37 protein-coding genes, 1 tRNA gene and 1 other RNA gene are annotated in these 26,134 nt (G+C 32.3%); 33 read left to right on the top strand and 6 right to left on the bottom strand.

Annotation, left to right across the window (positions count from 1 at the left end; genetic code table 11):
- Positions 1-22: 22 nt before the first annotated feature.
- The 6 genes from KAT95_02530 (at position 23) to KAT95_02505 (ending at position 5,145) form a co-directional block, all read left to right on the top strand.
- Positions 23-391, top strand: coding sequence for a response regulator (locus KAT95_02530; GenBank protein MCK4520722.1), 369 nt, complete (start codon positions 23-25; stop codon positions 389-391).
- Between the two features lie 131 nt (positions 392-522).
- Positions 523-1,764: a UDP-N-acetylmuramoyl-L-alanyl-D-glutamate--2,6-diaminopimelate ligase gene (locus KAT95_02525; GenBank protein ID MCK4520721.1), complete on the top strand. Its 1,242-nt coding sequence runs from the start codon at positions 523-525 to the stop codon at positions 1,762-1,764.
- Between the two features lie 11 nt (positions 1,765-1,775).
- A complete protein-coding gene (locus KAT95_02520; GenBank protein MCK4520720.1) occupies positions 1,776-3,278 on the top strand; it encodes an RtcB family protein in 1,503 nt (500 codons plus the stop codon).
- A 203-nt stretch (positions 3,279-3,481) separates the two neighbouring features.
- Complete coding sequence (locus KAT95_02515) at positions 3,482-3,964, top strand: aspartate carbamoyltransferase regulatory subunit (protein ID MCK4520719.1); 483 nt, start codon at positions 3,482-3,484, stop codon at positions 3,962-3,964.
- Between the two features lie 86 nt (positions 3,965-4,050).
- Positions 4,051-4,659, top strand: coding sequence for an HD domain-containing protein (locus KAT95_02510; protein MCK4520718.1), 609 nt, complete (start codon positions 4,051-4,053; stop codon positions 4,657-4,659).
- Positions 4,660-4,662: 3 nt separating this feature from the next.
- Entirely contained in the window at positions 4,663-5,145 is a 483-nt protein-coding gene (locus KAT95_02505) for a nucleoside 2-deoxyribosyltransferase (GenBank protein MCK4520717.1), read from the top strand.
- Here the strand turns inward: KAT95_02505 and KAT95_02500 are convergent.
- Positions 5,132-6,718 (bottom strand): tRNA uridine(34) 5-carboxymethylaminomethyl modification radical SAM/GNAT enzyme Elp3, encoded by a 1,587-nt coding sequence (locus tag KAT95_02500; GenBank protein ID MCK4520716.1) that lies wholly within the window; start codon positions 6,716-6,718, stop codon positions 5,132-5,134. The genes KAT95_02505 and KAT95_02500 overlap by 14 nt on opposite strands.
- Positions 6,719-6,773: 55 nt before the next feature.
- On the opposite strand from KAT95_02500, the gene KAT95_02495 reads away from it, so the two are divergent.
- The 25 genes from KAT95_02495 (at position 6,774) to KAT95_02375 (ending at position 22,070) form a co-directional block, all read left to right on the top strand.
- Positions 6,774-6,847, top strand: a tRNA-Arg gene (locus tag KAT95_02495).
- Positions 6,848-6,969: 122 nt separating this feature from the next.
- A complete protein-coding gene (locus KAT95_02490) occupies positions 6,970-7,572 on the top strand; it encodes an alpha hydrolase (GenBank protein ID MCK4520715.1) in 603 nt (200 codons plus the stop codon).
- 11 nt (positions 7,573-7,583) lie between these two features.
- The gene (locus KAT95_02485) at positions 7,584-8,132 is read left to right on the top strand and encodes a hypothetical protein (protein MCK4520714.1); all 549 of its coding nucleotides are present in this window, start codon (positions 7,584-7,586) and stop codon (positions 8,130-8,132) included.
- 19 nt (positions 8,133-8,151) lie between these two features.
- The gene (locus tag KAT95_02480) at positions 8,152-8,424 is read left to right on the top strand and encodes a hypothetical protein (protein MCK4520713.1); all 273 of its coding nucleotides are present in this window, start codon (positions 8,152-8,154) and stop codon (positions 8,422-8,424) included.
- Positions 8,425-8,441: 17 nt separating this feature from the next.
- Complete coding sequence (locus KAT95_02475; protein MCK4520712.1) at positions 8,442-8,723, top strand: acylphosphatase; 282 nt, start codon at positions 8,442-8,444, stop codon at positions 8,721-8,723.
- A 1-nt stretch (position 8,724) separates the two neighbouring features.
- On the top strand, positions 8,725-9,006 hold the full coding sequence (locus tag KAT95_02470) for a hypothetical protein (GenBank protein MCK4520711.1): 282 nt from the start codon (positions 8,725-8,727) through the stop codon (positions 9,004-9,006).
- Between the two features lie 4 nt (positions 9,007-9,010).
- Positions 9,011-9,346, top strand: a complete 336-nt coding sequence (locus tag KAT95_02465; protein ID MCK4520710.1) for a hypothetical protein — start codon at positions 9,011-9,013, stop codon at positions 9,344-9,346.
- A 60-nt stretch (positions 9,347-9,406) separates the two neighbouring features.
- Positions 9,407-9,586: a hypothetical protein gene (locus KAT95_02460; GenBank protein MCK4520709.1), complete on the top strand. Its 180-nt coding sequence runs from the start codon at positions 9,407-9,409 to the stop codon at positions 9,584-9,586.
- On the top strand, positions 9,583-9,825 hold the full coding sequence (locus KAT95_02455; GenBank protein MCK4520708.1) for a hypothetical protein: 243 nt from the start codon (positions 9,583-9,585) through the stop codon (positions 9,823-9,825). The genes KAT95_02460 and KAT95_02455 overlap by 4 nt, the downstream gene beginning before the upstream one ends.
- Positions 9,826-9,866: 41 nt before the next feature.
- Complete coding sequence (locus KAT95_02450) at positions 9,867-10,139, top strand: hypothetical protein (protein ID MCK4520707.1); 273 nt, start codon at positions 9,867-9,869, stop codon at positions 10,137-10,139.
- Between the two features lie 153 nt (positions 10,140-10,292).
- On the top strand, positions 10,293-10,736 hold the full coding sequence (locus tag KAT95_02445; protein MCK4520706.1) for a hypothetical protein: 444 nt from the start codon (positions 10,293-10,295) through the stop codon (positions 10,734-10,736).
- A gap of 29 nt (positions 10,737-10,765) precedes the next feature.
- On the top strand, positions 10,766-11,119 hold the full coding sequence (locus KAT95_02440) for a hypothetical protein (protein MCK4520705.1): 354 nt from the start codon (positions 10,766-10,768) through the stop codon (positions 11,117-11,119).
- Between the two features lie 33 nt (positions 11,120-11,152).
- The gene (locus tag KAT95_02435) at positions 11,153-11,398 is read left to right on the top strand and encodes a DUF433 domain-containing protein (GenBank protein ID MCK4520704.1); all 246 of its coding nucleotides are present in this window, start codon (positions 11,153-11,155) and stop codon (positions 11,396-11,398) included.
- Positions 11,391-11,759: a DUF5615 family PIN-like protein gene (locus KAT95_02430; GenBank protein MCK4520703.1), complete on the top strand. Its 369-nt coding sequence runs from the start codon at positions 11,391-11,393 to the stop codon at positions 11,757-11,759. Before KAT95_02435 ends, KAT95_02430 begins: the two co-directional genes overlap by 8 nt.
- A gap of 26 nt (positions 11,760-11,785) precedes the next feature.
- Positions 11,786-12,904 carry an amino acid permease gene (locus KAT95_02425; protein MCK4520702.1) on the top strand — a complete coding sequence of 373 codons (1,119 nt, stop codon included), beginning with the start codon at positions 11,786-11,788 and terminating at the stop codon, positions 12,902-12,904.
- A 3-nt stretch (positions 12,905-12,907) separates the two neighbouring features.
- A complete protein-coding gene (locus KAT95_02420) occupies positions 12,908-14,194 on the top strand; it encodes a DNA helicase UvrD (protein MCK4520701.1) in 1,287 nt (428 codons plus the stop codon).
- Between the two features lie 31 nt (positions 14,195-14,225).
- Positions 14,226-15,794, top strand: a complete 1,569-nt coding sequence (locus tag KAT95_02415; GenBank protein MCK4520700.1) for a DUF2330 domain-containing protein — start codon at positions 14,226-14,228, stop codon at positions 15,792-15,794.
- 47 nt (positions 15,795-15,841) lie between these two features.
- Entirely contained in the window at positions 15,842-16,135 is a 294-nt protein-coding gene (locus KAT95_02410) for a hypothetical protein (GenBank protein MCK4520699.1), read from the top strand.
- Positions 16,136-16,147: 12 nt separating this feature from the next.
- Positions 16,148-17,179: a phosphoribosylformylglycinamidine cyclo-ligase gene (gene purM, locus KAT95_02405; protein MCK4520698.1), complete on the top strand. Its 1,032-nt coding sequence runs from the start codon at positions 16,148-16,150 to the stop codon at positions 17,177-17,179.
- Positions 17,180-17,297: 118 nt separating this feature from the next.
- On the top strand, positions 17,298-18,704 hold the full coding sequence (locus KAT95_02400; protein MCK4520697.1) for an adenylosuccinate lyase: 1,407 nt from the start codon (positions 17,298-17,300) through the stop codon (positions 18,702-18,704).
- Between the two features lie 18 nt (positions 18,705-18,722).
- A complete protein-coding gene (locus tag KAT95_02395; GenBank protein MCK4520696.1) occupies positions 18,723-19,508 on the top strand; it encodes a phosphoribosylaminoimidazolesuccinocarboxamide synthase in 786 nt (261 codons plus the stop codon).
- A 152-nt stretch (positions 19,509-19,660) separates the two neighbouring features.
- Positions 19,661-20,416, top strand: a complete 756-nt coding sequence (locus KAT95_02390) for a DUF72 domain-containing protein (GenBank protein ID MCK4520695.1) — start codon at positions 19,661-19,663, stop codon at positions 20,414-20,416.
- Between the two features lie 142 nt (positions 20,417-20,558).
- Positions 20,559-21,203: an MFS transporter gene (locus KAT95_02385; protein ID MCK4520694.1), complete on the top strand. Its 645-nt coding sequence runs from the start codon at positions 20,559-20,561 to the stop codon at positions 21,201-21,203.
- A gap of 24 nt (positions 21,204-21,227) precedes the next feature.
- Positions 21,228-21,683 carry an NUDIX domain-containing protein gene (locus tag KAT95_02380; protein MCK4520693.1) on the top strand — a complete coding sequence of 152 codons (456 nt, stop codon included), beginning with the start codon at positions 21,228-21,230 and terminating at the stop codon, positions 21,681-21,683.
- A 114-nt stretch (positions 21,684-21,797) separates the two neighbouring features.
- A complete protein-coding gene (locus tag KAT95_02375) occupies positions 21,798-22,070 on the top strand; it encodes a hypothetical protein (GenBank protein MCK4520692.1) in 273 nt (90 codons plus the stop codon).
- Positions 22,071-22,125: 55 nt separating this feature from the next.
- Here the strand turns inward: KAT95_02375 and rplT are convergent, their stop codons facing one another.
- The 5 genes from rplT to smpB all read right to left on the bottom strand — a co-directional run bounded on the left by rplT (position 22,126) and on the right by smpB (position 24,059).
- Entirely contained in the window at positions 22,126-22,473 is a 348-nt protein-coding gene (rplT, locus tag KAT95_02370) for a 50S ribosomal protein L20 (protein MCK4520691.1), read from the bottom strand.
- Positions 22,474-22,492: 19 nt separating this feature from the next.
- Entirely contained in the window at positions 22,493-22,678 is a 186-nt protein-coding gene (gene rpmI, locus KAT95_02365; protein ID MCK4520690.1) for a 50S ribosomal protein L35, read from the bottom strand.
- A 4-nt stretch (positions 22,679-22,682) separates the two neighbouring features.
- Positions 22,683-23,195: a translation initiation factor IF-3 gene (infC, locus tag KAT95_02360; GenBank protein MCK4520689.1), complete on the bottom strand. Its 513-nt coding sequence runs from the start codon at positions 23,193-23,195 to the stop codon at positions 22,683-22,685.
- A gap of 8 nt (positions 23,196-23,203) precedes the next feature.
- Positions 23,204-23,606: a transfer-messenger RNA gene (ssrA, locus tag KAT95_02355) on the bottom strand.
- Between the two features lie 3 nt (positions 23,607-23,609).
- Positions 23,610-24,059, bottom strand: a complete 450-nt coding sequence (smpB, locus tag KAT95_02350) for an SsrA-binding protein SmpB (GenBank protein MCK4520688.1) — start codon at positions 24,057-24,059, stop codon at positions 23,610-23,612.
- 75 nt (positions 24,060-24,134) lie between these two features.
- Between smpB and KAT95_02345 the strand changes: the two genes are divergently transcribed.
- Both KAT95_02345 and KAT95_02340 read left to right on the top strand, forming a co-directional pair.
- Positions 24,135-24,452: a hypothetical protein gene (locus KAT95_02345; GenBank protein MCK4520687.1), complete on the top strand. Its 318-nt coding sequence runs from the start codon at positions 24,135-24,137 to the stop codon at positions 24,450-24,452.
- 84 nt (positions 24,453-24,536) lie between these two features.
- Complete coding sequence (locus KAT95_02340) at positions 24,537-26,132, top strand: arginine--tRNA ligase (GenBank protein MCK4520686.1); 1,596 nt, start codon at positions 24,537-24,539, stop codon at positions 26,130-26,132.
- Positions 26,133-26,134: the final 2 nt, after the last annotated feature.

Genomic DNA, 26,134 nt, shown 5'->3' with positions numbered 1-26,134 from the left:
GTTATTTTAAAACAATAAGCTTATGGCTAAGATACTTCTTATTGAAGATGAAGAAATTTTGTCAGAGATGTATAAAGATAAATTTTCTGAAGCAAAATTTAAAGTAATTTCAGCTTTTAACGCGGAAGACGGTTTAAGATTGGCTCACAAAGAAAAACCGGATTTAATTATTCTAGATATCATTTTGCCAAGGGGCGATGGTATTTCTTTTTTGAAAGAAATGGAAAAGGACGAAGACATCTCTTCAATTACAGTTGTTGTATTGTCTAATTACGACAATCCTAAAACAAGAAAAGAAGCAAGAAAATTAGGAGCAATTGATTATTTAATAAAAACTGATTTTACACCTACTAGCTTAACAAAGAAAATAAAAGAATATTTACCCTGTTAAATCCCCGATTTATCGGGGAATTTCGCCAAAGGCGAAATTATTTAACAGGGTGAACCCAATTAGATTTATCTATTAAGCGGCAAACAAGATTTTGCCTTTTTTTAATTTAAATTTTAAGGTAGTATAAAAATATGACCAAGGAATTTATTAAAAAATTTATTCCATCATTTTTACTTGATTTTTATCATCTTTCTTTGGCTGGTTTAGGCGCTTTTTTATATGGTTTTCCATCTAAAAAAATTAAAGTTATTGGTGTTACAGGCACTAATGGAAAAACAACAGTGGTTCATTTTGCTTCCAATATCTTAGAACGAACTGGATTTAAAGTTGCCTCAATTTCTTCAATAAAATTCAAGCTTGGCGATAAAGAATGGAAAAACACCTTAAAAATGACAATGCCTGGCCGTTTGAAATTACAAAAGTTTTTGAGGCGGGCTGTAAATACTGGATGCCAGTATGTTGTTTTAGAGGTAACTTCTGAAGGTATAAAGCAGTATCGCCATCGCTTTATCGATTTTGATACGGCCGTTTTTACTAATTTAACGCCAGAGCATATAGAAAGTCATGGGTCCTTTGAAAAATACAAAGAGGCAAAAGGAAAGCTTTTTCAGGCAACCAAAGGAATACATATTATTAATTTAGATGATGAGAATGCTGAATACTTTTTAAAGTTTCCGGCTAACAAAAAATATACTTTTGGATTTGATAAAGGAGACATCAATCTTAATAATACTTCTATCAAACTCGGTTTAACAGGAGAGTTTAATAAATACAATGCTTTGGCAGCAATTTCTGTAGGATTAAGCCAGGGGATTGATTTGGAAGTTTGCCAAAAAGCCGTAGAAGAAATTAAAGGAATTCCTGGCAGAATGGAAAAAATAGTTGATAAAACATTTATAGTTATAGTGGATTATGCCCATACGCCGGACGCTTTAAAAAATGTTTATAAAACTATTCAAGAATCAATGGTAAATAGTCAACAGTCAAAAGTTATATGTGTTCTCGGTTCTGCTGGTGGTGGCAGAGATAAATGGAAAAGACTAGAAATGGGGAAAATTGCTGGCAAGTATTGCGATGAAATTATTTTAACCAACGAAGACCCTTATGATGAAAATCCAAATCAGATTTTATCGGAGATAAAATCTGGTGTTACAAGCTACAAATTACAAGTTGTAAGAATAATATTAGACAGAAGAGAAGCAATCAAAAAAGCCATGACCTTGGCGAAGTCCGATGATATAGTAATTATCACTGGCAAGGGTTGCGAGCCATGGATGTGTATCTCTAAAGGCAAAAAAATCCCTTGGGATGATCGCGAAGTTGTTAGAGAAGAGCTAAAGCACATAAATAAAAATTTATGTGCTCTGATTTAAAAAATTAAATTATGATTTCAAAAAAAGATTTTATAAAAATTCACCCTGTTAAATCTTTTGCCTTTGGCAAAAGAAAATCAAAGATTTTATTTAACAGGGTAAACAACTACTTATGGGAGATTCCAAAATCTTTTCGCAAAGATATGCGAGTGCCGGCTAGAATTTATTCTTCAGAAAAGATGCTGGAAGATATATTTAGAGATGAATCAATTAATCAGCTTATCAATGGAGCGACTTTGCCAGGGATTGTAAAATATGGAATTGCTATGCCGGATTGCCATGAAGGATATAGTGTTCCAATAGGATTTGTAGGCGCAATTAGAACTTCAAACGGTGTTATTTCGCCAGGCGCTTGTGGTTTTGACATTAACTGTGGAATGAGGGTGCTAAAATCAGAACACACAGAAAACGAAATCAAGCCGCATTTAGAAAAATTAGCAGAAGAAATTCAAAAACAAGTTCCTTCTGGTTTGGGAAGGGGAAGGAAAATTAAACTTTCTATTCAAGAAATTGATAAGATTTTAGAAAAAGGAGCGCCGGGACTAGTAGAAAAGGGATACGGAGAAAGAGAAGATGCTTTTTATTGTGAATCTAACGGAAGATTAGATTGGGCAGATGCTTCAATAGTTTCTAATCATGCTAAAGAGAGAGGAAGGGATCAAGTAGGAACGCTTGGTTCTGGAAATCATTTTTTGGAAATTCAGAAAGTGGATGAAATTTTTGATAAGGATGCAGCAGAAAAATTCGGCTTGTTTGAAAATCAAATTTTAGTAATGATTCATACAGGAAGCCGGGGGCTTGGCCATCAAGTTTGCACTGATTACTTAAAAACAATGATTCCAGCTATGGAAAGATATAATATTAAAGTTCCAGATAAAGAATTTGTCTGTGTGCCTTTTAACTCGTCAGAAGGCCAAAATTATTTTAAAGCAATGGCAAGCGCGGCAAATTATGCCTGGGCAAACAGGCAGATGATTGCTTATTATGTCCGTCTTACATGGAGAAAAATTTTGGGTGAAAAAGAAAAATTAGAATTATTATATGATGTTGCTCACAACATTATTAAAAAAGAAAAATATAAGATAGATGGCGTGGAAATAGAGCTTGCTGTTCATCGCAAGGGTGCTACGCGGGCTTTTCCGCCAGAACATCCTGAAATACCTGAAAAATATAGAGAAGTTGGCCAGCCGGTTTTAATTCCTGGTTCAATGGGAACAGCTTCTTATATATTAGTTGGCCAAAAAACAGGAGAACAAGCATTTTATTCCACTAGTCATGGAGCTGGCAGAACAATGTCTCGGCATCAGGCGATAAGGACAATTTCTGGACAAGAAGTTATAAATGAGCTAAAATCAAAAGGTATTATTGTTAAATGTTGGTCAAAAAGAGGAATTGCTGAAGAAGCGCCTCTTGCTTACAAGGATATTCATGAAGTTGTTGATGTGGTTCATAGAGCTGGTTTATCAAAGAAAGTTGCTAAACTAGTGCCATTAGCTGTTATCAAGGGAGAATGAAAAAGAAAGAAATGTCGAAATCAATTAAAAAACATATTCGTAAAGAAAAAGCCAGGATCCGCCGGGAAGTTTTAGATTTTAAAGACCAGGGAAAACAAATAAAAGAACTCTACAAAAAAATTCAATAGTTGAATTTACTATTGACTGATTTGATATTTTCTGCTAATCTTAAAGCAGTTCTTAATTAGGAGGTGAATAAAAAAATGAAGGTGTTGAAAGTACCGCCAATAGAAGATGGGACAGTGATAGATCATCTTCCTCCTTGGACAGCGTTAACAGTTTTAAGAATTTTAGGAATCAACGAAGAGAAAAAATACAGAAATGATTTGCTAGTGACTACTTCAATGAACGTAAAAAGTAAAAGATTTAAAAGAAAAGATTTCATAAAAATAGAAAACAGAGAGCTAAAACCAGAAGAAGTTGACAAGATTGCGGTTATTGCGCCGAAAGCTACAATAAATATTATTCGAGAGAAAGAAGTAATAAAAAAATGGAAAGTAGAACTTCCGGAAACAATTGATGGGATTATTTCCTGCCCAAATGATAGTTGTATTTCTAATGATAAAAAGGAACCAATATCTTCGATTTTCAATAGAGAAACAATAGAAGGTGAATTGCTAAGATTTCGCTGCGAATATTGCGGGAAAACAATTTATCCAGATGATATTTCTAAATATATAAAATAATTAGCCTGCTTTTAGCAGGTATTTTTTTGTAATAAAAAGATTGAAATATTACTTTTAATGTGTTATTTTAGAAAAAGGATAAAAGTATGGAAGAAAAAGAAAAAATTAAAAAAATAGTTAATTTCTTTTTTGAGCTGCTTCATTTAAAAAGAGTGCCTAGAAGCGGTTTAACAACAATTGGAATTAAAGATATTGATTCAGTGGCTGAACATGTTTTTGTCGCTGCTCAAATTGCTTATGTTCTTGGAAAAATGGAAGAAGCAAATGCTGAAAAAGCTGCTTTAATGTGTCTTTTCCATGATAATGGCGAAGCTAGGGTTTTTGATATAAATTTATTGCAAAGTATTTACTTAACAGACAAAGGTGTCCAGGAAAGCAAAGCTCTTTCAGATCAAATTGAAAATCTACCAGGCGGGCAAGAAATTAAAGGAATATATCAAGAATTTGAAGATAAAAAAACTCTAGAGGCAATAGTAGCTAGAGACGCTGATAAATTAGAGTTGGCAATTCAAGCAAAGCATTATCTTGAAAGAGGAGAAAAAGATGCTAAAATTTGGATTGATAAAGTTCGTTCTTCGCTCAAAACCGAATCAAGCAAGAAACTTCTTAATGTAATTGAAAATTCTGACCCAAATGGTTGGTGGAAAGAAATTCCAGAAATAAAAGAAAAGTTAGAAAAAAATTGGCAAGATTGAATAATGGAACAAGAAAATAAAAAAATTAGAATATTTTTTGGCGGATCTCTTTTTAGTATTCAAGAGAGGTTATTTAATAAATCCTTAAAACAAAATTTAGAAAAGAAAGGATATGAAGTAATTTTACCTCAGGATTTAGGTATTATTTTTGATAAAGACGGAAAAATAGATTGTAAAGCTATTTCTGAAAGAGCTAAAAAAGAAATAATAAAATGTGATATTTTATTGGCTAATTTAGATGGTCCTGATCAAGATAGTGGCACAGCAGTAGAAGTTGGAATTAGAATTGGGATAAACAAACCAGTTGTTGGCTGGAGAACTGATATTAGAACTATAGAAGAAGATTTACATTGGAATGCTATGTTTGAATTTTGCAATAAAGTTGTCTATTCTCCCGGTGAATTCGGTGAAGAAGAAGCGGGCTTTGATAAATTAGTTATAGAAATTGACAAAGCAATAAAAGACATACTTATTAAAGAAATTTAACCATATAAGTATCTTTTAGTCGGTAGCCGAGTTTGCGATAGTAGTTGCGGACGCCTATGCCGGAAATCACGGCTATTTTTTTTAAATTAAATTCTTGTTTTGTTATTTTTTCAGCTTCTTTGATTAATTTTTTACCAAGTCCTTTATGCTGGGCGCCTAAAGCTTTTTCAGAAATTGGTATCATTTGGCCAAAAGTATGAAGTTCTCTGACTATAGTTGTATTTTTTAAAACTCGTAAACGGAGCAAGCTGTATAGTTTTGTTCTTTTTTTATTTTCAAAACTTAAAAATATTTCATTAGCATCAGAAGCATTATAATTTTCACGGAATAAATGAATTTTTTCTTTAGGATCATATTTTTCTTTTACTTCCCTGCACCTGATACAGCGGCAGAATTTGTTTCTTTTCTTCAATTCTTTTTTAACCACCTGTCTTATATTAGAAATTTTACTGCCAGCTTTGATGTGATAAGCTGGTATGTCCCTGAATAATCGAGCCACCCTAACCCAATATGGCAAGATTTCTTTTATTTGAATTAAAAGATTGATTAACTGTTTATCAGAATATGGCTTATACTTGCCTTGCTTCCAAAGTTGGTAAAGTTTTGTATTTTTACAAACAACACAAGGATAAATTTTTAACCAGTCCGGCCTGAAATCTGGATTCTGAAAAATTTCTTTAAGGCATTGAAAGTCCTTATTTGAATTAGAACCAGGTAGATTAGGCATTACTTGATACATTATTTTAAAGCCAGCGTTTTTTAAGAGTTTCGTTGCCTTGATTGTTTCTTTTACTAAATGGCCTCTTTGGCATTTTTTTAAAATGTCATCATATATGGTTTGGACTCCTAATTCTACCATTGTTATTCCTAACTTTCTTAAATTAAGAATTTCATTTTTATCAATTAAATCAGGCCTTGTTTCAATTGAAATTCCAACAATTCTATGTTTGGCTTTTTCATTCTTTTTTTGCTCTTTTTCTAAAGATTTAATTTTTCGCGTTGTTTCGTGTTCATTTTCGCGTTGTTCTGCGTTGCATGCTGCAAAGCAGCGTGTGATAAACCAAGATTGATATTTTTTTGTATAAGCAGTAAAACTTGCTCCAATTATTCTTAATTCAATTTTGTCTATTGGATGACCTTGAATTTTTAAGCTTTTTAGTCTATCTGCGACTTGAAGATAAGGATTGAATTTATTTCTTTTTGCTCTTTCCACTGCTGGTTCTCCAGAAAGATAGCTTTTAGGCAGTCCCTTTTCAGTTGGACAGTAAATACATTTTCCTGGACAGGGATATGGCTTAGTTAAAACAGAGACAACTACTACGCCAGATAGGCTTCTCACTTTTCTTTTTCTTAAAATATTTTCCAAAATTTCAGACCTTTTTATGCCTTGCCCTGAGCCTGCCGAACAGGTTTTTCCCTTTAATAAATCGTGATATGCTTTTAATAGCTCAATATTAGAAGGGAAGGAAACTTTATATTTTTTTGCGATTTTTCTTTTTATTATTGCCAAATCTTCCAAAGTTTCAGATTTGTTTTTCAATAATTCTTTAATTATTAGTTCATTGATATTCATATCATAATCATAACCCTGTTGTCCCTGTAGTTCAATGGACCCCGCACTAAAATTTGTCCTCGTAGCTCAATTGGACAGAGCGTTAGCCTCCGGAGCTGAAGGTTGTGCGTTCGAGCCGCACTGGGGATACATCAAATTTAGTGCGGGGCAGGTGCCACATGAGTTTCCGGAACTCAAGATAGAAGTTCGAGTCTTCTTGGGGACACTTTTTTATGCTTGAAAAAAATAGATTTTATGGTAAGATTAAAAAAATGAAAGCATCTATTTTGTTTAGTGGTGGAAAGGATTGTTGTTTAGCTGCGATTATGTTGTCAAAGTTTTTTGAAGTAGAACTTATAATCTGTACTTTTGAAACTCTTTCAAACTGGAAAAAAGCAGAAGAAGTTGCCAAGAAATTAGAATTTCCTTTTCGGGTTCTAAAATTAGATAGAAAAATTTTAGAGGAAGTCGCAGAACAAATAGTAAAAGACGGTTTCCCAGCTAATGGCATAAAGCATATTCATCAACATGCCTTAGAAATATTGGCTGGACAGGCAGAGCTTATTGCCGACGGTGTTAGAAGAGATGATAGGGTGCCTGTTCTTTCTTTATCAGAAATCAGGCGTTTAGAAGATAAGTTTAATATTCATTATATCCAGCCATTAATGGGTTATAGCCGAAAGACGATTAATATTTTAGTAGATAAATTTTTCGAAGTTAAAGAATACAAAAGCACTGATTTTATAGGAGCAGAATACGAGTTTGAATTAAGAGAATACATTAAAAGAAAATATGGTGCTGAAAAAATCAAAGAAATTTTTCCTCAAGACCATACTCAATCAATAGTAGTAGATATAAAAGAAAAAATTTGTTAAAATAAAAATATATGAAATATAAAATAGCAGTATCAGGCGCGGCTCAAATAGGTGTTTGCTCAAAAAACGCCAAGAGATTAGCAAAAGAAGTAGGACAAGAAATTGCCAAACAAGACTGTATTTTAGTAACCGGAGCTACTACCGGTATACCTTATTTTTCTGTACAAGGATTAGAAGAAGCAGGCGGGATCAGTATTGGTTTTTCGCCAGCTGCTTCTGAAATAGCGCATAGAAAGAAGTATTGTCTTCCAAGGGTTTCTGACATTATAGTCCACACTGGTTTTGGCTATGCTGGCAGGAATCTTTTAATGACTAGAGCAGCAGACGCTGTAATTATAATATGCGGCAGAATGGGCACGCTTAATGAATTCACAATAGCTTTTGAAGACCAAAAACCAATAGGGGTTTTGGAGGGAACTGGAGGCACGGCAGATATTATAAAAAATTTAATCAAGTTTCCGCATAGAGGGAAAATAAGAATTGTTTTTGAAAGAGATCCCAAAAGGCTAGTCAAAAAATTAATTAGATTAATAGAAGACTCAAAAAGGTCGAAGAAATAATACAATTAAGTATAAATTTATGCCAGAAAATAATCCTTTAGAACAAGGAAAGCTAATAGGTAAAATTACTCATTATTTTAGTAATATTAGCGTGGCAGTAATTGAATTATCTGCACCTCTTAAAGTTGGAGATGAAATTAGAATTGTCGGCGGAGAAGAAACAGATTTTAATCAAACAGTAGATTCAATAGAATACGAGCATAAACAGATTGAAAAGGCGAAAAAAGGAGATTCAGTCGGATTAAAAGTTAATGAAAAAGTAAGGGAAGGCTATAAAGTATATAAAGTTTGAGTTTAAGCGGATAAAAAATGGATAAAAGAACCAGGGTTCACCTCTTTATAAGCGGAAGAGTGCATGGTGTTTTTTTTAGAGAAAGCACTCGTATAAAGGCGCAGCAATTAGGAATAAACGGCTGGGTGAAAAACTTAAATGATGGCAGGGTAGAGGCAGTTTTTGAAGGAGAGGATGAAAAAATCAAAAAAATAATTAAATGGGCAAGGCAGGGCCCTATTATTTCCAGGGTTGATGACATTGAGATAAAAGAAGAAAAATATGAAAATAAATTTAAAAATTTTGAAATAAGATATTAATATGACTTTATTTGAAATCAGTTTGATATATTTGTTGTTATTTTTCCTTTGCTTTGTTTTTACTTTGAGATACAAAGAGCGGCTTTCTAAACATGATGGTGATTTTCCAGAGACATTAATTAAAACATTTGTTCTCTTTATATATATAGGCGGAATATTCGGTGTAGTTTTTTGTTTGCCTTTTTTTATGTCTCAAACCCAGCAAATTACACAGTCAATGGATTTGTCTTCTTTTTCCGCTTCTTTGGCAGACAACTTTGTAAATTTATTAGAACCTAAATAAAAAAATGTCATTCAAAAAAATATTTGGCTGGTTTTTATTAATAATAGGAGTTTCTATAATTTTTTCTTCTTTATATTTTTCTTATAATATTTTTACAGCTAAAACAGATATGCCAAAGATTTTTAAGATGCCGGAAGAAGATATTTCATTTTTAAAAGAAAAAGAGTTAAGCATTCAGGAAGAAATGCAGCAAACAATAGAAGAGCAAATAGGGAAGATACTTCCAGCAAGCACGATTCCTGCTCTTTTAAATCTGGTTGCTTGGTCAATTTTCGCGGGTATTATGATTCTTGGCGGCGCCCAAATCTCCGGACTGGGAATTAAATTAATAAAACAATAATCTCACGAGTAATTTTACACCTATAGACCAGTGCGTAGGTCTAAAATACATAAGAATTTTATGAAAATTATTTTATTTATTATATTTTTCATTATCGGAGGAATGTTTTTTACAGCTTCCCATATTCCTGTTTGGTTATTGGGTGGCGAAAAACCTAAGCATCCTTATTGGAAATTGTATGGGCTTATTGGAATTATCTTTTGGCTTTTGTTTACCATTTTAGCGATTACTATTTTATGAAAGAGAAAATTAAGAAACATAAGGTTCCTAAAAAAAGATTAGAGAATATTTATCATTTATTAGTAATGGGCGGCGCTGGTGAAGATGTGGCGAATAAAGTAATTTCTGATAGGAATTTATTAGAGAAATATAGATTGTTAGAGAAAAAAGGTTGTAATCCTATTGAAATAACTTTTATTATGCAGGATATAGTGGCATATAGTGATGATAAATCATATTTAGAAGCATTAAATCGTTAAGTACATCATAGAGAACAAACCTTAACTTTAGAATCAATAAAATGTTTATTAATATCAATATTAGCGGGTTAATTAGATTAAAGGAGGAATTTAAGAAATGGAAAAAAGATAGAGAAAGTAGAAAGGAAAAAAGATTAAAGCACGAAAGAAATAGTGCCATGGAACATCACGCTTATCCAACTTATCCGATGATAAAGAAAGAACAAAAGAAAACAATTGGTGATTGGGTGGAATTTATAATCTTTAATGTTCTAGTAGTTCTCCTGGGATTACTTTTTTTGATAGCGTTTTTTAGTTGGATTGGCTGGACATAATTATAGTCGGGGAAAATGAAGCTAATTCTATCTTTGAAAAGCCTATATGAAATTGACGAAATGGAGTGTAAAAGAAACAATTTGATTTAGGAATGTAAATATCTTAATATTTTAATATTATTAAACTTTCAAAAATTTATAATAAATGTTAAAATGATAAAAGAAGTTCAAATTAATAAAATTTATATCTGCTTAATATTATTTCTATTTTTTTTCATCACTGTTGATTCAATTCAAGCAAAAAATTTAAATACAGAAGATAAAACACAAATAAAAGAAGAAATAATAACAGAATTATTACAAGACGATGATTTTAAGGTTGTTATAGATAATTATTTGAAAACAAAGGAATTAAATATTATTACTTCTTTTGAACAAGCATCAGTAAGATTGGATAGATATATTAATACATTCACGTGGATTATAGGTTTAATGACAATTTTAATAGTATTGCTTGGATTTTACAGTTTTATTAAATTTGAAAAAGATTGGAGAGAATTCAAAAAAGAAAAAACAGAGGAAATAGAAAAGAAGATAAATGCAAAAATTGATGGGATTATAAAGAAAAGTGAGGCTATTCCTCCTCCTATTTTGTAGAGATTATTAATAAAAATAAATTTATTAAAATGCCAATTCTTAATATACAAAATTTAGAAACTCCAGAGGGAACCATAGAATTCAAATTTACTCCGACTAGTATTGGAACCAAAAAAACAGATATAACTGATTTAATTAGTCCAAGAACTGATGGGCGGATATTGTTATCATTGGAAGCGACCAATGGTGCTCCTCCAATATTAGAGTTAAAAGTATATTCTCCAAATCAAGAATTATTTTCTAAAGGAAAGCCTTTAATGAATTTTAGAATAGGCGAAAGAATTCATTTTGTCATTACTTGGAGTTCCACCAAACATGAGGTAATAGTATATATTAATGGTAAAGAATTTTTAAAAGTAGAAAATTTCAATATAACATTTTGACATCAGTTTTAAAATTTTCTATCATAAAATTGTATGGAGAAACGAGTTGAAGTTAATCCAAAAATAATGCGCGGTAAACCGGTGATTAAAGGAACGAGAATTCCGGTTTATTTGATATTGAATCTATTAGCAGCTAGCTATACTTTTGAGCGAGTTATAAAAGCTTATCCTCAACTTACTAAAAAAGATATTAAAGCTGCCTTGGATTATGCCCAGTTGCTTACTAAATATGAGGAGGAATTAATCCCTCGAATTTCTCATAAAAAGGTTTATGCTTAAGTTTTTACTTGATGCAAATATTTCCTACGAGACCGCAGAATTTTTGAAATCTAAGGGCTACGAAGCAAAAACCGTAGCTCATTTTGGTTTAGAGAAAGCCGAAGACATTAAAATAGCTGAAAAAGCCGTAAAAGAGAGAATGATTATCATTACTTTCGATTTAGATTTCGGTGAAATTTTTTATTTCTCAACTAAACAAAAAATTTGGGTTATTGTTTTGAAATTAAGAAATCAAACAGTAGAATCAGTAAATGAAACATTGGAGTGGCTTTTTAAAACTAAAATTTTAGAGAAAAAAGAATTTCAAAATACTTTAATGATAGTTAAGGAAGGGCGGGTAAAAATAAGAAGAAAGTTTTAGAATAAATAAAATCTAAAAGTATTTAAATGAAAGACTTTTTAAAAGCTTTAGCTGTTTTTGTTGGAACCATAATTGGAGTAGGAATTTTCGCCTTGCCTTATGTTGCTTCTAAGGCAGGGTTTTTTATTATCCTTTTTTATTTTTTACTGACTTTAGGAATAGTAATCACTATTCATTTAATTTATGGAAAAATTTGTTTAGGAACAAAGGGACTTCACCGTTTACCCGGTTATGTAAATAAATATCTTGGAACTGGCTGGAAAAATTTATCTTTTTTACTTATTTGGCTTGGCTTGACCGGCGCTTCTCTGGCTTACTTAATTGTTGGCGGAGAGTTTTTAAAATTTCTCTTTGCTCCAGCTTTTGGCGGAAGTAATTTAATTTATACTCTAATATTTTTTAGTGCTGGCAGTTACCTGATTTTTCGAGGAATTAAGAGTATATCCCAAATTGAACTTTCTCTCTTATTTATTTTTTTTGTTATCTTAATTATTTTTTTTCTAAAAGCTCTGCCTTTTATTAATATTGATTACTTAAAAACAATTGATTGGAAGTTTTTAACTTTTCCTTACGGCGTTATTCTTTTCTCTTTATATGGTTCGGCAATAATTCCAGAGTTGAAGGAAATAGTTAAAGGAGATAAAGACAAACTTAAAAAAGTTATTGTTTCTGGAATTTTAATCGCAGCTGTTGCTTATTTATTTTTTGTATTTGTTATATTCAGTGTCTGCGGCCCTTATACTTCAGAAAAAGCCATTTCTGGTTTTGCGAGGATAACTGGCAATGGCATTATTAAGCTTGGTTTTATTTTTGGAATTATAGCTTGCTTTACTTCATTTCTTACTTTGGGTTTGACTCTAAAAAAAGTTTTTTGGTATGATTTTAAATTGTCTAAAAATCTTTCCTGGGTTATAGCTTGTTTTCTGCCTTTGTTTTTGTTTTTAGCAGGTATAAGGGAATTTATCGATGTTATTGGTATTACTGGTGCTTTTGCTCTTGGGGGAGAGGGAATAATTATTGTTTTGCTTTACAAAGCTTTTTTGAAAAAGAAATTTTCTAAAAAAATGAATCCATTGTTATATTTATTGCCTTTATTTTTTCTTTTAGGCGCAGGATTTCAAATTTTCTATTTTATTTTCAAGTAAATTATGAAATTTATAGCTGACTTTCATCTTCATTCTAAATATTCAAGAGCGACCAGCCCGCAAATGGATTTAGAAAATTTAGATAAATGGGCAAAGATCAAAGGGATTAAAGTTTTAGGAACAGGTGATTTTACTCATCCAGAATGGTTTCAAAATATAAAAGAGAAATTGGAACCAGCAGAACCAGGGCTTTTTAGAATAAAAAGCCCTGGTTCGCGAAACCACGCAGGACTAAACGCGAAACTACGCGAAAAAGAGACAAGGTTTATTCTAACTTCAGAAATTAGCTGTATTTATTCTAAAAATGGAAGAGTTCGTAAAATTCATATCATAGTTTTCGCGCCTTCTTTTGAAGTTGTTGAAAAAATCAATACTCAATTGAGCGGGATTGGAAACTTAAAATCTGATGGCAGGCCAATTTTAGGTTTGGATGTAAAAGAATTAGCAAAAATCGTTTTAAATACTTCCCAAGATTGTTTAATTGTTCCAGCACATTGTTTTACTCCATGGTTTGGTATATTTGGTTCAAAGTCAGGCTTTGATTCTTTGGAAGAATGTTTTGAAGATTACACAAAGTATATTTATGCAATAGAGAGCGGTTTAAGCGCGGACCCGGCAATGCTCTGGCGAATACCTGATGGTCGAAAGGTTGCTATAATTTCAAACAGTGACGCGCACAGTGGCCCTAAACTTGGCAGGGAAGCAAATGTTTTTGATACAGAATTAGATTATTTTTCTATTATGGAAGCAATGAAATCAAAAAATCCCAAAAAGTTTCTTTACACTATTGAGTTTTACCCTGAAGAAGGAAAATACCATTATGACGGACATAGAACTTGCGAAATTAGCTTATCGCCTTTAGAATCAAAAAAATATAACAATATATGCCCTAATTGCGGCAAGCCATTAACTATTGGAGTTTTAAACCGAGTAGAAGAGTTAGCAGATAAGCCAGAGGGATTTAAACCAGAAGGAGTAGTTCCTTTTAAAAGCATGGTTCTCTTAGAAGAAATAATTGCTGAAAGTTTGGGTCAAAATACAGGCACAAAGCGAGTAGTAGCAGAGTATAAAAATCTAATTGAAAAATTTGGTCAGGAGTTTAAAATTTTATTAGATATTCCCAAAACAGATTTACAGTCAGCAACCTTGCCAGAGATTACTGAAGGAATAATAAGAGTAAGACAGGGAAGGGTTGATGTTGAGCCAGGTTATGACGGTGTTTTCGGCAAAGTCAGAATTTTTTCTAAAGCTGAGCGGAAAAAGTCGCCAAACCAGAAAACCCTATTTTAGAAATAACAAAAATGTGTTATATTAAAATAATATGAAAAACAAAATAATTTTTCTAACAATTTTAGTTGCTTTTGTTTTAATAATCCCAAATTATATTTTCGCGGACGGCGGAATGATAGTTTGGCCGCCAAAAGTTCATTTGGACCAAACAGCCCAGAATGCAATTGTTGCTTGGAATGGTGAAGAAGAAATAATAATTCTTTCTAATGACATAGAAAGTGATACAGAAGTCATTGCTTTAAGAATGGTGCCGTTGCCTTCCAACCCTTCTGAAATTAAAGAAGGGAGTTTTGAGTCGTTTGATAAAATCACAGAGATTATGAATGAAAAAATAGAAAAAATTCAAACGCCCGGTTTTGGTAGAGAAGGCGATAATAAAACAGCAGGCGTTGAAATAGAGATTACCTTTCATGAACAAATTGGAGCGCATGACGTAACAGTAGTAAAAGTGAATGATTTAGATTATTTTCTGGAATGGATTGAAAATTTTGCCGAGAAAAAAGGTTTTTCAATGACATATGAAATAAATTGTGAAGATTATACTTTTAGTACATGCCCGGATAGTTGTAAGAGAGTTTGCATAGCTAGTTATTGTTCACCAGAAGGGATTTGTACCACTGATTGTGCTGATAAACCCGGAAGTTGTGTGGGTGATAAAATTAGTACATATAAGATTTCATCAGAATTCAAAAATGGCATCTCTAATTACTTGAAAAGAGATATAAAGTATTTTGTTTTTGATGTGATAAACACTAAAGAAACAAAAGAAAGTATACAACCTTTAATTTACAAATTTGATTCTGATTATTTATATTATCCTTTAAAAGTAACTGCTATTTCTGAAATCAAAGACAGTTATGGAAAGATTCAAGTTTTCTTTATTGCTAAAGATTTTATTCCAGAAAAACATCAATCTGAATTTCCTGTTGAATTTAGCCAAGAGGAAATTAAAGAAGTGAGCGAGGAAATAGCTGATTTATTTGAATCAAGCGTAGAAGTATTATCAGTTAATTTTTATGGCAGATTGCATCAATTTAATGAAGACCTTATTTTATTTCCTTCTGGTTTATGGAAAAGGGATTTAAGTATTGGCAGTTCTGGTGAAGACGTAAAAATGCTTCAAAAGTTTTTAATAAATATAGAACTTTGGGATTCTGAAACAGAAGCAACTGGATTTTTTGGACCAATTACAAAAAATGCTTTAGCGAAATTTCAAGAAGAACAAAAATACAAAATTTTAAGACCGATTGGATTAGAAAAAGGAACCGGATATTTTGGTGAGAAAACCAGAATTTGTTTTGATGACTTTTTTATTAAAATAGACATAGACACAAAAGTGATTGTTAAATGGGTTCGTAATTTATCTTTAGGAATGAAGGGTGATGATGTTAAATCATTGCAAGAAGTTTTAATTGCTGAAGGAGTATGGCAAAGGTCGGATGTTGAAGCTACCGGCTATTTTGGCTCGATTACTCAACAAGCAGTAATTAGATTTCAAGAAAAATATAGTTCAGAGATTTTGGAACCGGTCGGATTGATTAAAGGCACTGGTTTTGTCGGTTCTTCTACCCGAGCGTATTTAGAAAACATAGAGAAATAGGGAATTTTTAACTTTAAATTTTTAACTTTAAACTTTTAACTCGCAATATGTCTTTGTTTGAAGAAAAAGAAAAAATCAATAGCAGTGAGCTTAGAGATACCTTAAGAGACCCCTCGCATGATCTGCCTACAGACAGCAAGATATTTAGTAAATATGAAAGAGAAAAGATAATGAATGAATTATTTAACAGCTGTGGCGAGGATATTAAGAAGGAGGAATTTAAAGGAGTTCTCCGTAAAGTAAGAGCTAAAGAATTTGAATCGATTAAAGATTTTGATCAGTCGGAGATAGATAGGATTATTAGATATCTAAAAGAAAAAAGCGGCATAACAGATTTTTAGTATAGACCTCTTATGATAACTTATTCAAAAGCCGGAGTTAGCAGAGAAATAAGGGATAAGGCAAAAAAATCTTTAAAGAGTTTTGAGCTTACTTACAAATTAAGTAAATATGGAAAAATAATCAAAACTCCTTTCAATGTTCTTTATCCAATTGGAAATGATAGATATCAGGTGAAGACCTGTGATGGAGTAGGAACAAAGGTCCTTTTAGCTGAATGGATTAATAAACATGATACTATTGGCCAAGATGCTGTGGCTATGGTGGCAAATGATTGTATAAGATGCGGAGCAGAACCAATAGCTATTACAGATGTGATTGATATTAAAAAGTCAGAGCCGAAAATATTAAGAGAGATTCAGAAAGGATTGATTATCGGGGTTAAAGAAGCAAATTGTCCTTTAATAGGAGGAGAGACAGCCGATGTATTAGAACTTCTAAATACTTTTTACCATATAAATTGTGATTGCGTTGGAGAAATAGAGAAAAAAGATATAATCACTGGAGAGAAAATACAACCAGGCAGTATTATAATTGGCTTTCAAAGCTCTGGAATTCATTCTAACGGCTTAACTTTAGTAAGAAAAGTGCTTTTTAAAAAATGGGGCGGTAAATTTAATGCTTTTGACAAGCTGAAAGGTTTTAAAAGAGAATTAATTTTTGAGTGTCTTAAACCAACAAAAATTTATGTTAAACCATTTTTAGAGATTGCCAAAAGATTTGAGATTTTTGGCGCTGTCCATATAACTGGTGATGCTTATTTAAAATTTAAAAAATTAAATAGAAAAGTTGGCTTTGAGTTTAATAATTTTAAACCTCAGCCGATTTTTAATTTAATCCAAGAAACAGGAAAAATCAGTTTAAAAGAAATGTTTAGAATTTTTAACATGGGCTGGGGATTTGCTATAATTGTTAAAGATAAAGACAAAGATAGAATTTTAAATTTATTAAAAAGGGAAAAAGTTGAAGCCGAGACAATTGGGAAAGTAATTAAAGAAAAACAAATTTTCATCAATTACAAAAACAAAAGAATAGCTTTGGTTTAGCAAAAGATTGACAGATTTGTAAAAATAATTAAGGTGAGAGTAAAGGACAATGAAGTCCTGCCTTGGATAAGGCAGATAGAGTTCTTTAACAAAAAAAAGAAATAAAGGAGGTAATAAAATGGAAAAAGAAAAAAGGGATATTTTTAAGAATATATCTCCGGGAGACTACCGCTATTGGAACGAGGATGTCGCATTTTATTTATCAGAGAACGGGGCAACAAAATATAAGTTATTGGTGGAAATTGCGTTGGCAAAAGTTTTATGCAGACGAGGATTGTGCAAAGAAAGCACGGTAAGAGAAATCGCATTGGCTTGCGGTAGAGTAACCACAGCAGAGATTTATGAAGAAGAAGCGCGCATTAAACATGATATTCGCGCGCTTGTGAATTGTATCACAAACAAGGTGAGTAATGAAGCCAAGCCGTTTGTGCATTTAGGAGCGACTTCGTTTGACATTATAGACACTGCTAACGCCGCCAGATATAAGGACTTTATTAAGACGATTTTTTTGCCGTCTCTTATAACATTAGAGAGAGTGCTTATAGATATAACAAGACGATATGCAAACACAGGACAAATCGGCAGGACACACGGACAACACGCAGAGCCAATAACATTTGGATTCACAATGGCAGAATATGTTAGCCGTGTTGGCGGATGCATTGTTGCTATTCAGGAACGGACATCTAAACTTGTTGGACAATTTTCAGGAGCAGTAGGCGCTTATAACGCGTCATCATTGCTTTTTGACGACCCCGAAGAGTTTGAAGCAGAAATTTTGGCTGAATTAGGGTTAGAACCCGCGAGCCATTCAACACAAATTGTTCAGCCAGAGCCATTACTGCGATTATTGCAGGAGATTATAACTCTTCTTGGCGTGTTAGCGAATTTATGCGATGATATGCGGCATTTGCAGAGGTCTGAAATTGGCGAAGTAGGCGAAGCAGTAAGCCCAAAACAAGTCGGCTCTTCAACAATGCCGCATAAACGTAATCCCATAGGATTTGAGAACGGTAAGAGCGTTTGGAAATTTACTATGCCGAGAATTATAACAGTTTTGATGGACCAAATTAGCGAACACCAGCGAGACCTTACGAATTCAGCTTCGGGCAAAACATATCCAGAGGTTTTTGCGTACGCGGCATATATGGTAAAACGTTTGACCGGAATAATGGAAAAGTTGGTGGTTGATGAAGAAAATCTCAAACGAAATCTTGCTTCGGCACAGGATTCAGTCGCAGAGCCGCTTTATATCATATTGGCTTCATTAGGGCATCCTGATGCCCACGAAAAGATACGGGGTTTAACCACCTGGGTAATGCAGGAAAGTGAATTGTCGTTAATAGAGGCAGCAAAACAAGAGACGGAATTAAAACCATATTTTACGAGAATGACAAAGCGGCAAAAAGATATTCTTTCTGGCAAATTTAAATATACAGGAATTGCGGCGCAAAAAGCGAAGAAAGTCGCTGATGAATGGGCAAAGAGATTTGACATTAAGGAGGAAAAGGATGAAAAAGCTTAGGAGGTGAAATGAAAAGAAATGGAAAAAATAGATGAAGGAAAAACAAAAGAAATTTGGCGAGCTGAACCGGGAATAGTGAAAATTATCAGCAAGCCGATTATTACAGCTGGAGACGGAAAGAAAAAAGATCCAATGGAAGGTAAAGACAAATGGGCGAACAACACGACATCAAATATTTTTGAATTGCTTAATCAGCGCAACATAAGGGCACATTTTATCAAACGAGCAGGAGAAACAGGTTTTTACGCTTTAGAATGCGATATGATACCAGTAGAAGTGGTGATTAGAAGGATTGCTAAAGGCAGTTATCTTAAGCGGAACCCAAAAATTGCGGATGGCACTGTTTTTGACGAACTGGAAGTGGAATTTTTTTACAAAGACGACGAGCTACATGACCCGATAATAGTGTTCGCTTTAGGCAATTGGTTGCTTCACGACGCGCATAAGCCAATAAACGATTTGAGTTTTATCAAATCAGTTCAGCGTGAACTCACACTTGAAGAGGCGGTATATATTAAAGAGCAAGCTAAACAGATATTCCTAATTCTGGAAAAAGCATGGAAAGAACTTGGTATTACACTTTTGGACTTCAAAATAGAATTCGGCAGGCGGAAAGACAATGGTAAAATTGTAGTCGCTGATGTAATTGACAACGATAGTTGGAGAATTCAGACAGAAGATGGCAAACAACTTGATAAACAGGTCTATCGAGAAGGCGGAGAGCTGAAGGAAGTAAAAAATCTCTATGAGATTGTCTCAAATTTGACAAACCGATTTTCTTCTCTGAATATTGATATTCGGTAAATCTACAGCCATTAATAAACCAAAAAACAAAATAGCCGTCTTGGGTTAGGTGAAAATCTAATTCTCAAGGCGGATTTTTTTATTCAGTTTGCTAAAAAGATAGAAATGTCAAGATTATTAGTTTTTTAATCTAAATATGTTAAAATTGAAGAATGGCAGGCAAAGTTTTTATCGGAACATCGGGTTGGGTCTATTCTCATTGGGATGGTATTTTTTATCCTGAAGATTTATCAGGAAAAGATAAATTGAAATATTTTTCAGAGCATTTCAAGACAGCGGAAGTAAATTATTCTTTTTATCATTTACCAAAGCCAGCTACTTATCAGAATTGGTATAAACAAACTCCTAAAGATTTTATATTTAGTGTCAAAGCAAGTCGTTTCATTACCCACATCAAACGGTTAAAGGATGTAAAAATACCCTGGAAAACTTTTTTAGAAAATGCCCTAAATCTCAAAGAAAAGCTTGGTCCGATTTTGTTCCAATTTCCTCCAAACTTTCAAGCTACTGACGAGAATACAAAAAGATTAGAAGAGTTTTTAACAATATTACGAAGTCGGACTTCGATAAATTTAAAGTATAGTTTTGAATTTCGGCATCAAACTTGGTGTAATGAGAAAATTTACAAGTTACTAAAAAAATACAACTGCGCATGGGTTATTAGTGATTCACCTTCCTTTCCAAAAGCCGAGGAGATAACAGCTGATTTTGTTTATATTAGAATGCATGGTTCTAAAATTTTATTTAGTTCGAAATATACGAAAAAAGAACTTGAAAATTTGGCTCAGAAAATCAAAAAATGGCGAAAAAAAGGTTTGGATGTTTATGTGTATTTCAACAATGATACTATGGGTTATGCTGTTGAAAACGCAAAACAACTTTTAAGTTATAGACCTCTTACAAAATAACCTTTTCTACTGCAATCCCAAAATTTTGGCTGCAAATTGTTCAGAATTCGTTGGCTATACAACATATAACCTTCTCATTCTTCACAATTTTCGCTCAAAATTTTGTGATTTCGCTACGAAAAATTATTTCGCAATAGGTCTTATGTTTAAATCTATAAACAAAGTTATAAAGATTTTAATTTGGTCTGATGTAGCTTTATTAACAGGATTTGGTTTTATAACTCCAATCTTTGCTGTTTTTTTGACTGATAATATTCAGGGAGGTAATATTGAAGTAGTCGGATTTGCCGCTGCAATTTATTGGATAATAAACTCAGTAGTTTTAATCCCTTTTGGTAAATATTTAGATAAAAATCATGGAGAAAAAGATGATATTTGTTTTATAGTTGTTGGTAATATTCTAGCAGCTTTAGCTGTCTTTGGTTATATTTTTTCTTATTTACCATGGCATATTTATTTTTTACAGGTACTTTACGCTGTAGGAATGGGAATGAATATTCCTGGTTATACTGCTATTTTTACAAGGCATATTGATAAAAATAAAGAGGCATTTGATTGGAGTGTTAGGGGTGCTTCAATTGGAATAAGCACAGGGATAGCTGGGGCATTAGGAGGAATAATCGCTCATAATTTTGGTTTTAACATTCTTTTTATTGGAGTAGGAATTTTTATTTTTCTTAGTGCATTTTTACCGATTTTAATCTTAAAAGAAATGAAGCCTAGAAGCGGGAGAATGTCTAAAATTTCTAAAATTAAAATAATCCAACCCCCGATTTCAAAAGAATAATATTGTTAAAATTTTTTAAATAGTATGCCTTTTGAAAAATCTGCTGGAGCAGTAATTTTTAGAAAAGAAAAAGATAAAATTTATTATCTTCTTTTACATTATCCTTCTGGTTCAAGATCCCAGGAAGATTATTGGGATTTTTCCAAAGGCCATATTGAAAAAGGAGAAAAAGAATTAGAAACAGTGAAAAGAGAGGCCGAAGAAGAAACAGGAATTAAAGATTTAAAATTTGTTAATGGATTTAAAGAATGGATAAAATATTTTTTTAAATTTAAGAAGGAAAACATTTTTAAGATAGTCACTTTCTATTTAGCTGAAACAAAAATAGAAAAAATAAAGCTTTCTCCTGAACATATTGGCTTTCAGTGGCTGCTATATGAGCAGGCAACAAAGCGGCTTAAATTTGATAATACTAAAGAAGTTCTCAAAAAAGCCAATGATTTTATTGAAAAAAAGCGCTACAGCAAATCAGAGACTTGATATATCAAACTAAAGTTTGTTATAATAAAGAAAAGATTTGATATATCAGACTAAAGTCTGTTATAATAAAGAAAAGAAAATTGTAATTTAAAAAAAGAATAAGGGGGGGTAAAATTGGACAAAAAAGGATATTTAGTAGATATATATAAGTTACCTGTTGGTACAGAGATAGAAGACATAGATATTGTGTTCATACCTACAAAAAAAATGATAACAGATAAAGGAATGATAAAAGAACTAAGACCGGACCACACTGGTTCATTTCATTTCCAAAGTGCTACAGTAGAAGTAAACAACGGTAACAGACAGTTAACAAATAATGGAAAAGTATTAATAGATACAGGTAATGAGTATATAAGTAGTTTTACTTATCATTTAAAAAAATAAAAAAGCTCGATGAGTTATTCAGTCGAGCCTCTTTTTTTATTTAAAAACGCGGATTTTACGATTTTACTTTCTCAACAATTTTTTTGAAAACTTCAGGATTTTTTTTAGCTAATTCTGACAAGATTTTTCTATCTAATTCAATTTTATTCTTTTTCAAACCGGCAATGAATTTGCTGTAAGAAATTCCTTGTTCGCGGCAGGCAGCATTAATTTGAATCTGCCAAAGCCGCCTGAAATTTCTTTTTTTAGTTCTTCTGTCTCTATAAGCATAAGACCATGCATGAGCCAATGCATCTTTGGCTGCCTTATATTTTGATTTTCTTCCCCATTTAAAACCCTTAGCATGCTTTAATATATTTTTTCTGCGTTTATGCGCAGTTGTTCCTCTTTTTACTCTAACCATAATTGTTTTCTACATTTTTTTATGCTCCTAATAATTTTTTTATCTTTTTTGTTTCCCATTTAGAAACCAAAACCCATTTTCTGGATTGTCTTCTTTTATTACCGCTTTTTTTTGCCAGCTGATGGTCTTGCCCGCACGGCCTCCGTAGAATCTTCCCAGTTTTAGTAATTTTAAACCTTTTTGTAATAGATTTTCTTGTTTTCATAGAATTATTGTTTAGCAATTATCATTGTTAGTCCTCTTGGTTCTTTTTTTAATTCCTTTTCTATCTTGTATGGGATAAGATTTCCTAATGTTTCTGTAAACTTATTGATTTTCTCTCTGGCAAAACCTTGCAGAGCTTTTTCTCTTCCTCGCAGACGCATTTCTATTCTGACCCTATTCCCTTGTTTTAAAAATTTCTCCGCTTGCTTGGCTCGTATTTCTAAATCATGAGGAGAGATATTAAATCCCAGTTTTATCCCTTTCATTTCTCCGCTTTTTTGTTTTTGAGCTGATTTTTTTTCCTGTTTTTTTTCTGAATATTCGTACTTTCCGTAATCCATTATTTTGCAAACAGGCGTATCTAGCTTTTCTGTAATTTGTATTAAATCTAAATTGCGCTCCCGAGCTATTTGGAGCGCTTCATTCAATTTCAAAACTCCTAAATTCTTTCCTGTCTCATCAATCACTCTTACTTCCTTTGCCCATATTCTATTGTTGACTAAAGCTCTTTTAAACAAATTATTTTATGTGGAAGTGAGGGCATCGAAGCCCTGTCCAGAAATTTTGCCAAAATATTTCTACAAATTTAGTCCATTTTGTTTTTTCGGAATACTAAATAAAAAATGAACAAAATTTCAATATTCTTAGCCTCTATATTTTTCCCAGTCCTTTGAGACAAGAGAACTGAGTATCTCGCTAAATATAACACCTGATTTTGCCCAGCGAGAATCAACAATCAGATGACTTACGATTAAACGTAAGCAGGAGCTAAAGTCGGAACACTCGGATATTCGCCAATGGCGTTAACGAGAGCCGTTTTAGCTTTAGAAAATAAGTTGACACTTATTTTTTTCTCAAAGTTTTGCGAGATTTGAGAAAACTCGACTTGCATATTTTAACTCAAATTTCTGTCGAGACCTGACACTCCCATCTTAGATTTTTTCTCTAATAATTCTTTCTTTTTCTATTTCAAACTCTCTTTTTTTTATTTTCTCTCTTTTGTCATATTCTTTCTTGCCTTTTGCCAATCCAAACAATAATTTTATTTTTCCTCTCTTAGTATACATCTTTAAAGGCATTAAAGTCAAGCCCTTTTGCTTGGATTTGCCGATTAAAGATTTGATTTCTGATTTTTTTAAAAGCAGTTTTCTGGAACGTTCTGGACTATAATTAGATGGCGCGTTTTTCGGCTGATATGGCGGAATATTAGCTCCAATTAAAAACATTTCCTGGTTTTTAATTACGACATAAGAACCCTTCAAGCTGACATGGCCGGTTTTAATTGCTTTTACTTCTTGGCCAATCAAAACAATCCCTGCTTCATAGGTTTCTAAAATTTCATAATCAAAATATGCTTTTTTATTTTGAGCAAGAATACTCATCAATTTTAGTTTAACAACTTTAAAGTCGGTTGACAAATTTAAGTTTAGGGAATATCCTAAAAATAGGAGGTAAAAATGAAAGAACAAATAAGATTGCCATTTGATGCAGTTATGTTGGTATATGAAAAAATGAAAGAGCAAGGAAAAAGCGATGAGATTTGGAATACAGAAATCTGGGATGTTTTACAAAAAGTGAAAGAAGTTTTATCTTTAAGCACCAGAGAATCTTATCATATTTTTAGAGCGGCAGCGTGGCTTAAAAATGTTCTTTCAGATAAGTATTTTCAGGATTCAGATATTCAAGAGAGAATTTCTAAAATGGTCTTTCAATATACGGAAACAGAAGAGGGCAGAGAAGTTAACAAAGTATTATCGGAGCTCTTTCAAAACTAAAAATCAAAAAATAAAAAGTTATGGGGTGTTTCTTTTCACCCTCTTTTTTTTTGTGGAGAAATAGGGTAAAGTTAAATAATAAATATGATTAGAGAGGATATAAAAAATATAGTTGAAAAGGCATGTTTTAAAGCAAAATTTTCTATAGATAGGATTGATTTTTCTATTGAGCATCCGGAACAGGAAAAATATGGCGATTATTCCACAAATATCGCTATGCAGATTAGTAAAACCCTTAAGAAAGATCCAATGGAAATAGCAAAAATTATTAATAATCACTTATTGATTATTGATCCAGAGTTTTTAGAGAAAGTTGAGATTGTAAAGCCCGGGTTTGTCAATTTTTTTATTTCTAAAGAATATTTGCAGAAACAAGTTAAAGAAATTTTAAAGAAAAGAGAAAAATTCGGAGATTTAAATATTGGTAAAAATAAAAAAATCCAAATAGAGTTTATTTCAGCAAATCCTACTGGTCCTTTAACTATTGGTAATGCCAGAGGAGGACCGTTCGGCGATGTTTTAGCAAATGTTTTAAAAAAATCAGGATTTAAAATAGAAAAAGCATACTATATCAATGATTTTGGAAAACAGATTTTAGCTCTTGGCCATTCTGTTTTAAAAGATAAAGAAGCAGTTTATAAGGGAGAATATATAGATAAGCTTCATAAACAAATAAAAGAAAAAGATCCATATAAAGCTGGACAAAAATCAGCAAAGATTATTATAGATGAAATGATTAAAAAAACAGTTCGGAAAATGGGTATTAAATATGATGAATGGTTTTTTGAAAGCCGGCTTTATAAATCAGGAAAAGTTGATGAAATAATAGAGTTTTTAAAAAAGAAAAAGCTGGTTTATAAAAAAGATGGAGCTTTATGGTTTAAATCCTCAAAGTATGGTGATAATAGAGATAGGGTGTTAGTTAAACAAGATGGTTCTAAAACATATTTAGCTGGAGATATCGCCTATCATAGATATAAATTTGAAAAGAAAAAATTTACTAAAGTGATAAATGTTTGGGGAACTGACCATTATGGAGATATTCCAGGACTAAAAGCTGGAATAGAAGCTTTAGGACATAAAGATAAACTGGAAATTATTCTACATCAGTTTGTAACTATTTTAAGAAAAGGGGAAAAACAGAGAATGTCAAAAAGAAAAGGAGTTTATTTTACTATTGATGAGTTGCTTGATGAAGTTGGTTCTGATGTAATGAGGTTCTTTTTTCTGCAAAAATCTATAAATACACATTTGAATTTTGACATAGCATTAGCTAGAGAACAGTCAGAGAAAAATCCGGTTTATTATATACAATACGCCTATGCTCGGATACACAGTATCCTCGCAAAGTCAAAATACGAAACTCCCGCCTTCGCTAAAGCTTCGGCGGGCAAGCAAAACTTAAAAGTATTAAATCATCCAACTGAATTAAAACTTATTAAACAGCTTATTAGATTTCCAGAGATTATAGAGGATACTACTAAAGATTATCAGGTTCAGAGAATTCCTCAATACGCTTTTGATTTAGCAAATGTTTTTCATCAGTTTTATCGCGATTGCAAAGTTATTACAGAAGACAAAGCGCTTTTCCAAAGCCGTTTAGCTTTAATTGAGGCGGTTAAAATCGTTTTAAAAAATGCTCTTGATTTAATGGGCATTTCCGCGCCAAAAAAAATGTAAAT

Source organism: Candidatus Parcubacteria bacterium (assembly GCA_023131895.1).
In the GTDB taxonomy this organism is placed as follows: domain Bacteria; phylum Patescibacteriota; class Minisyncoccia; order Minisyncoccales; family JAGMDC01; genus JAGLYZ01.
Note: the sequence above shows the minus strand (reverse complement) of the source record. Positions and strands in the feature narration are given on the sequence as shown.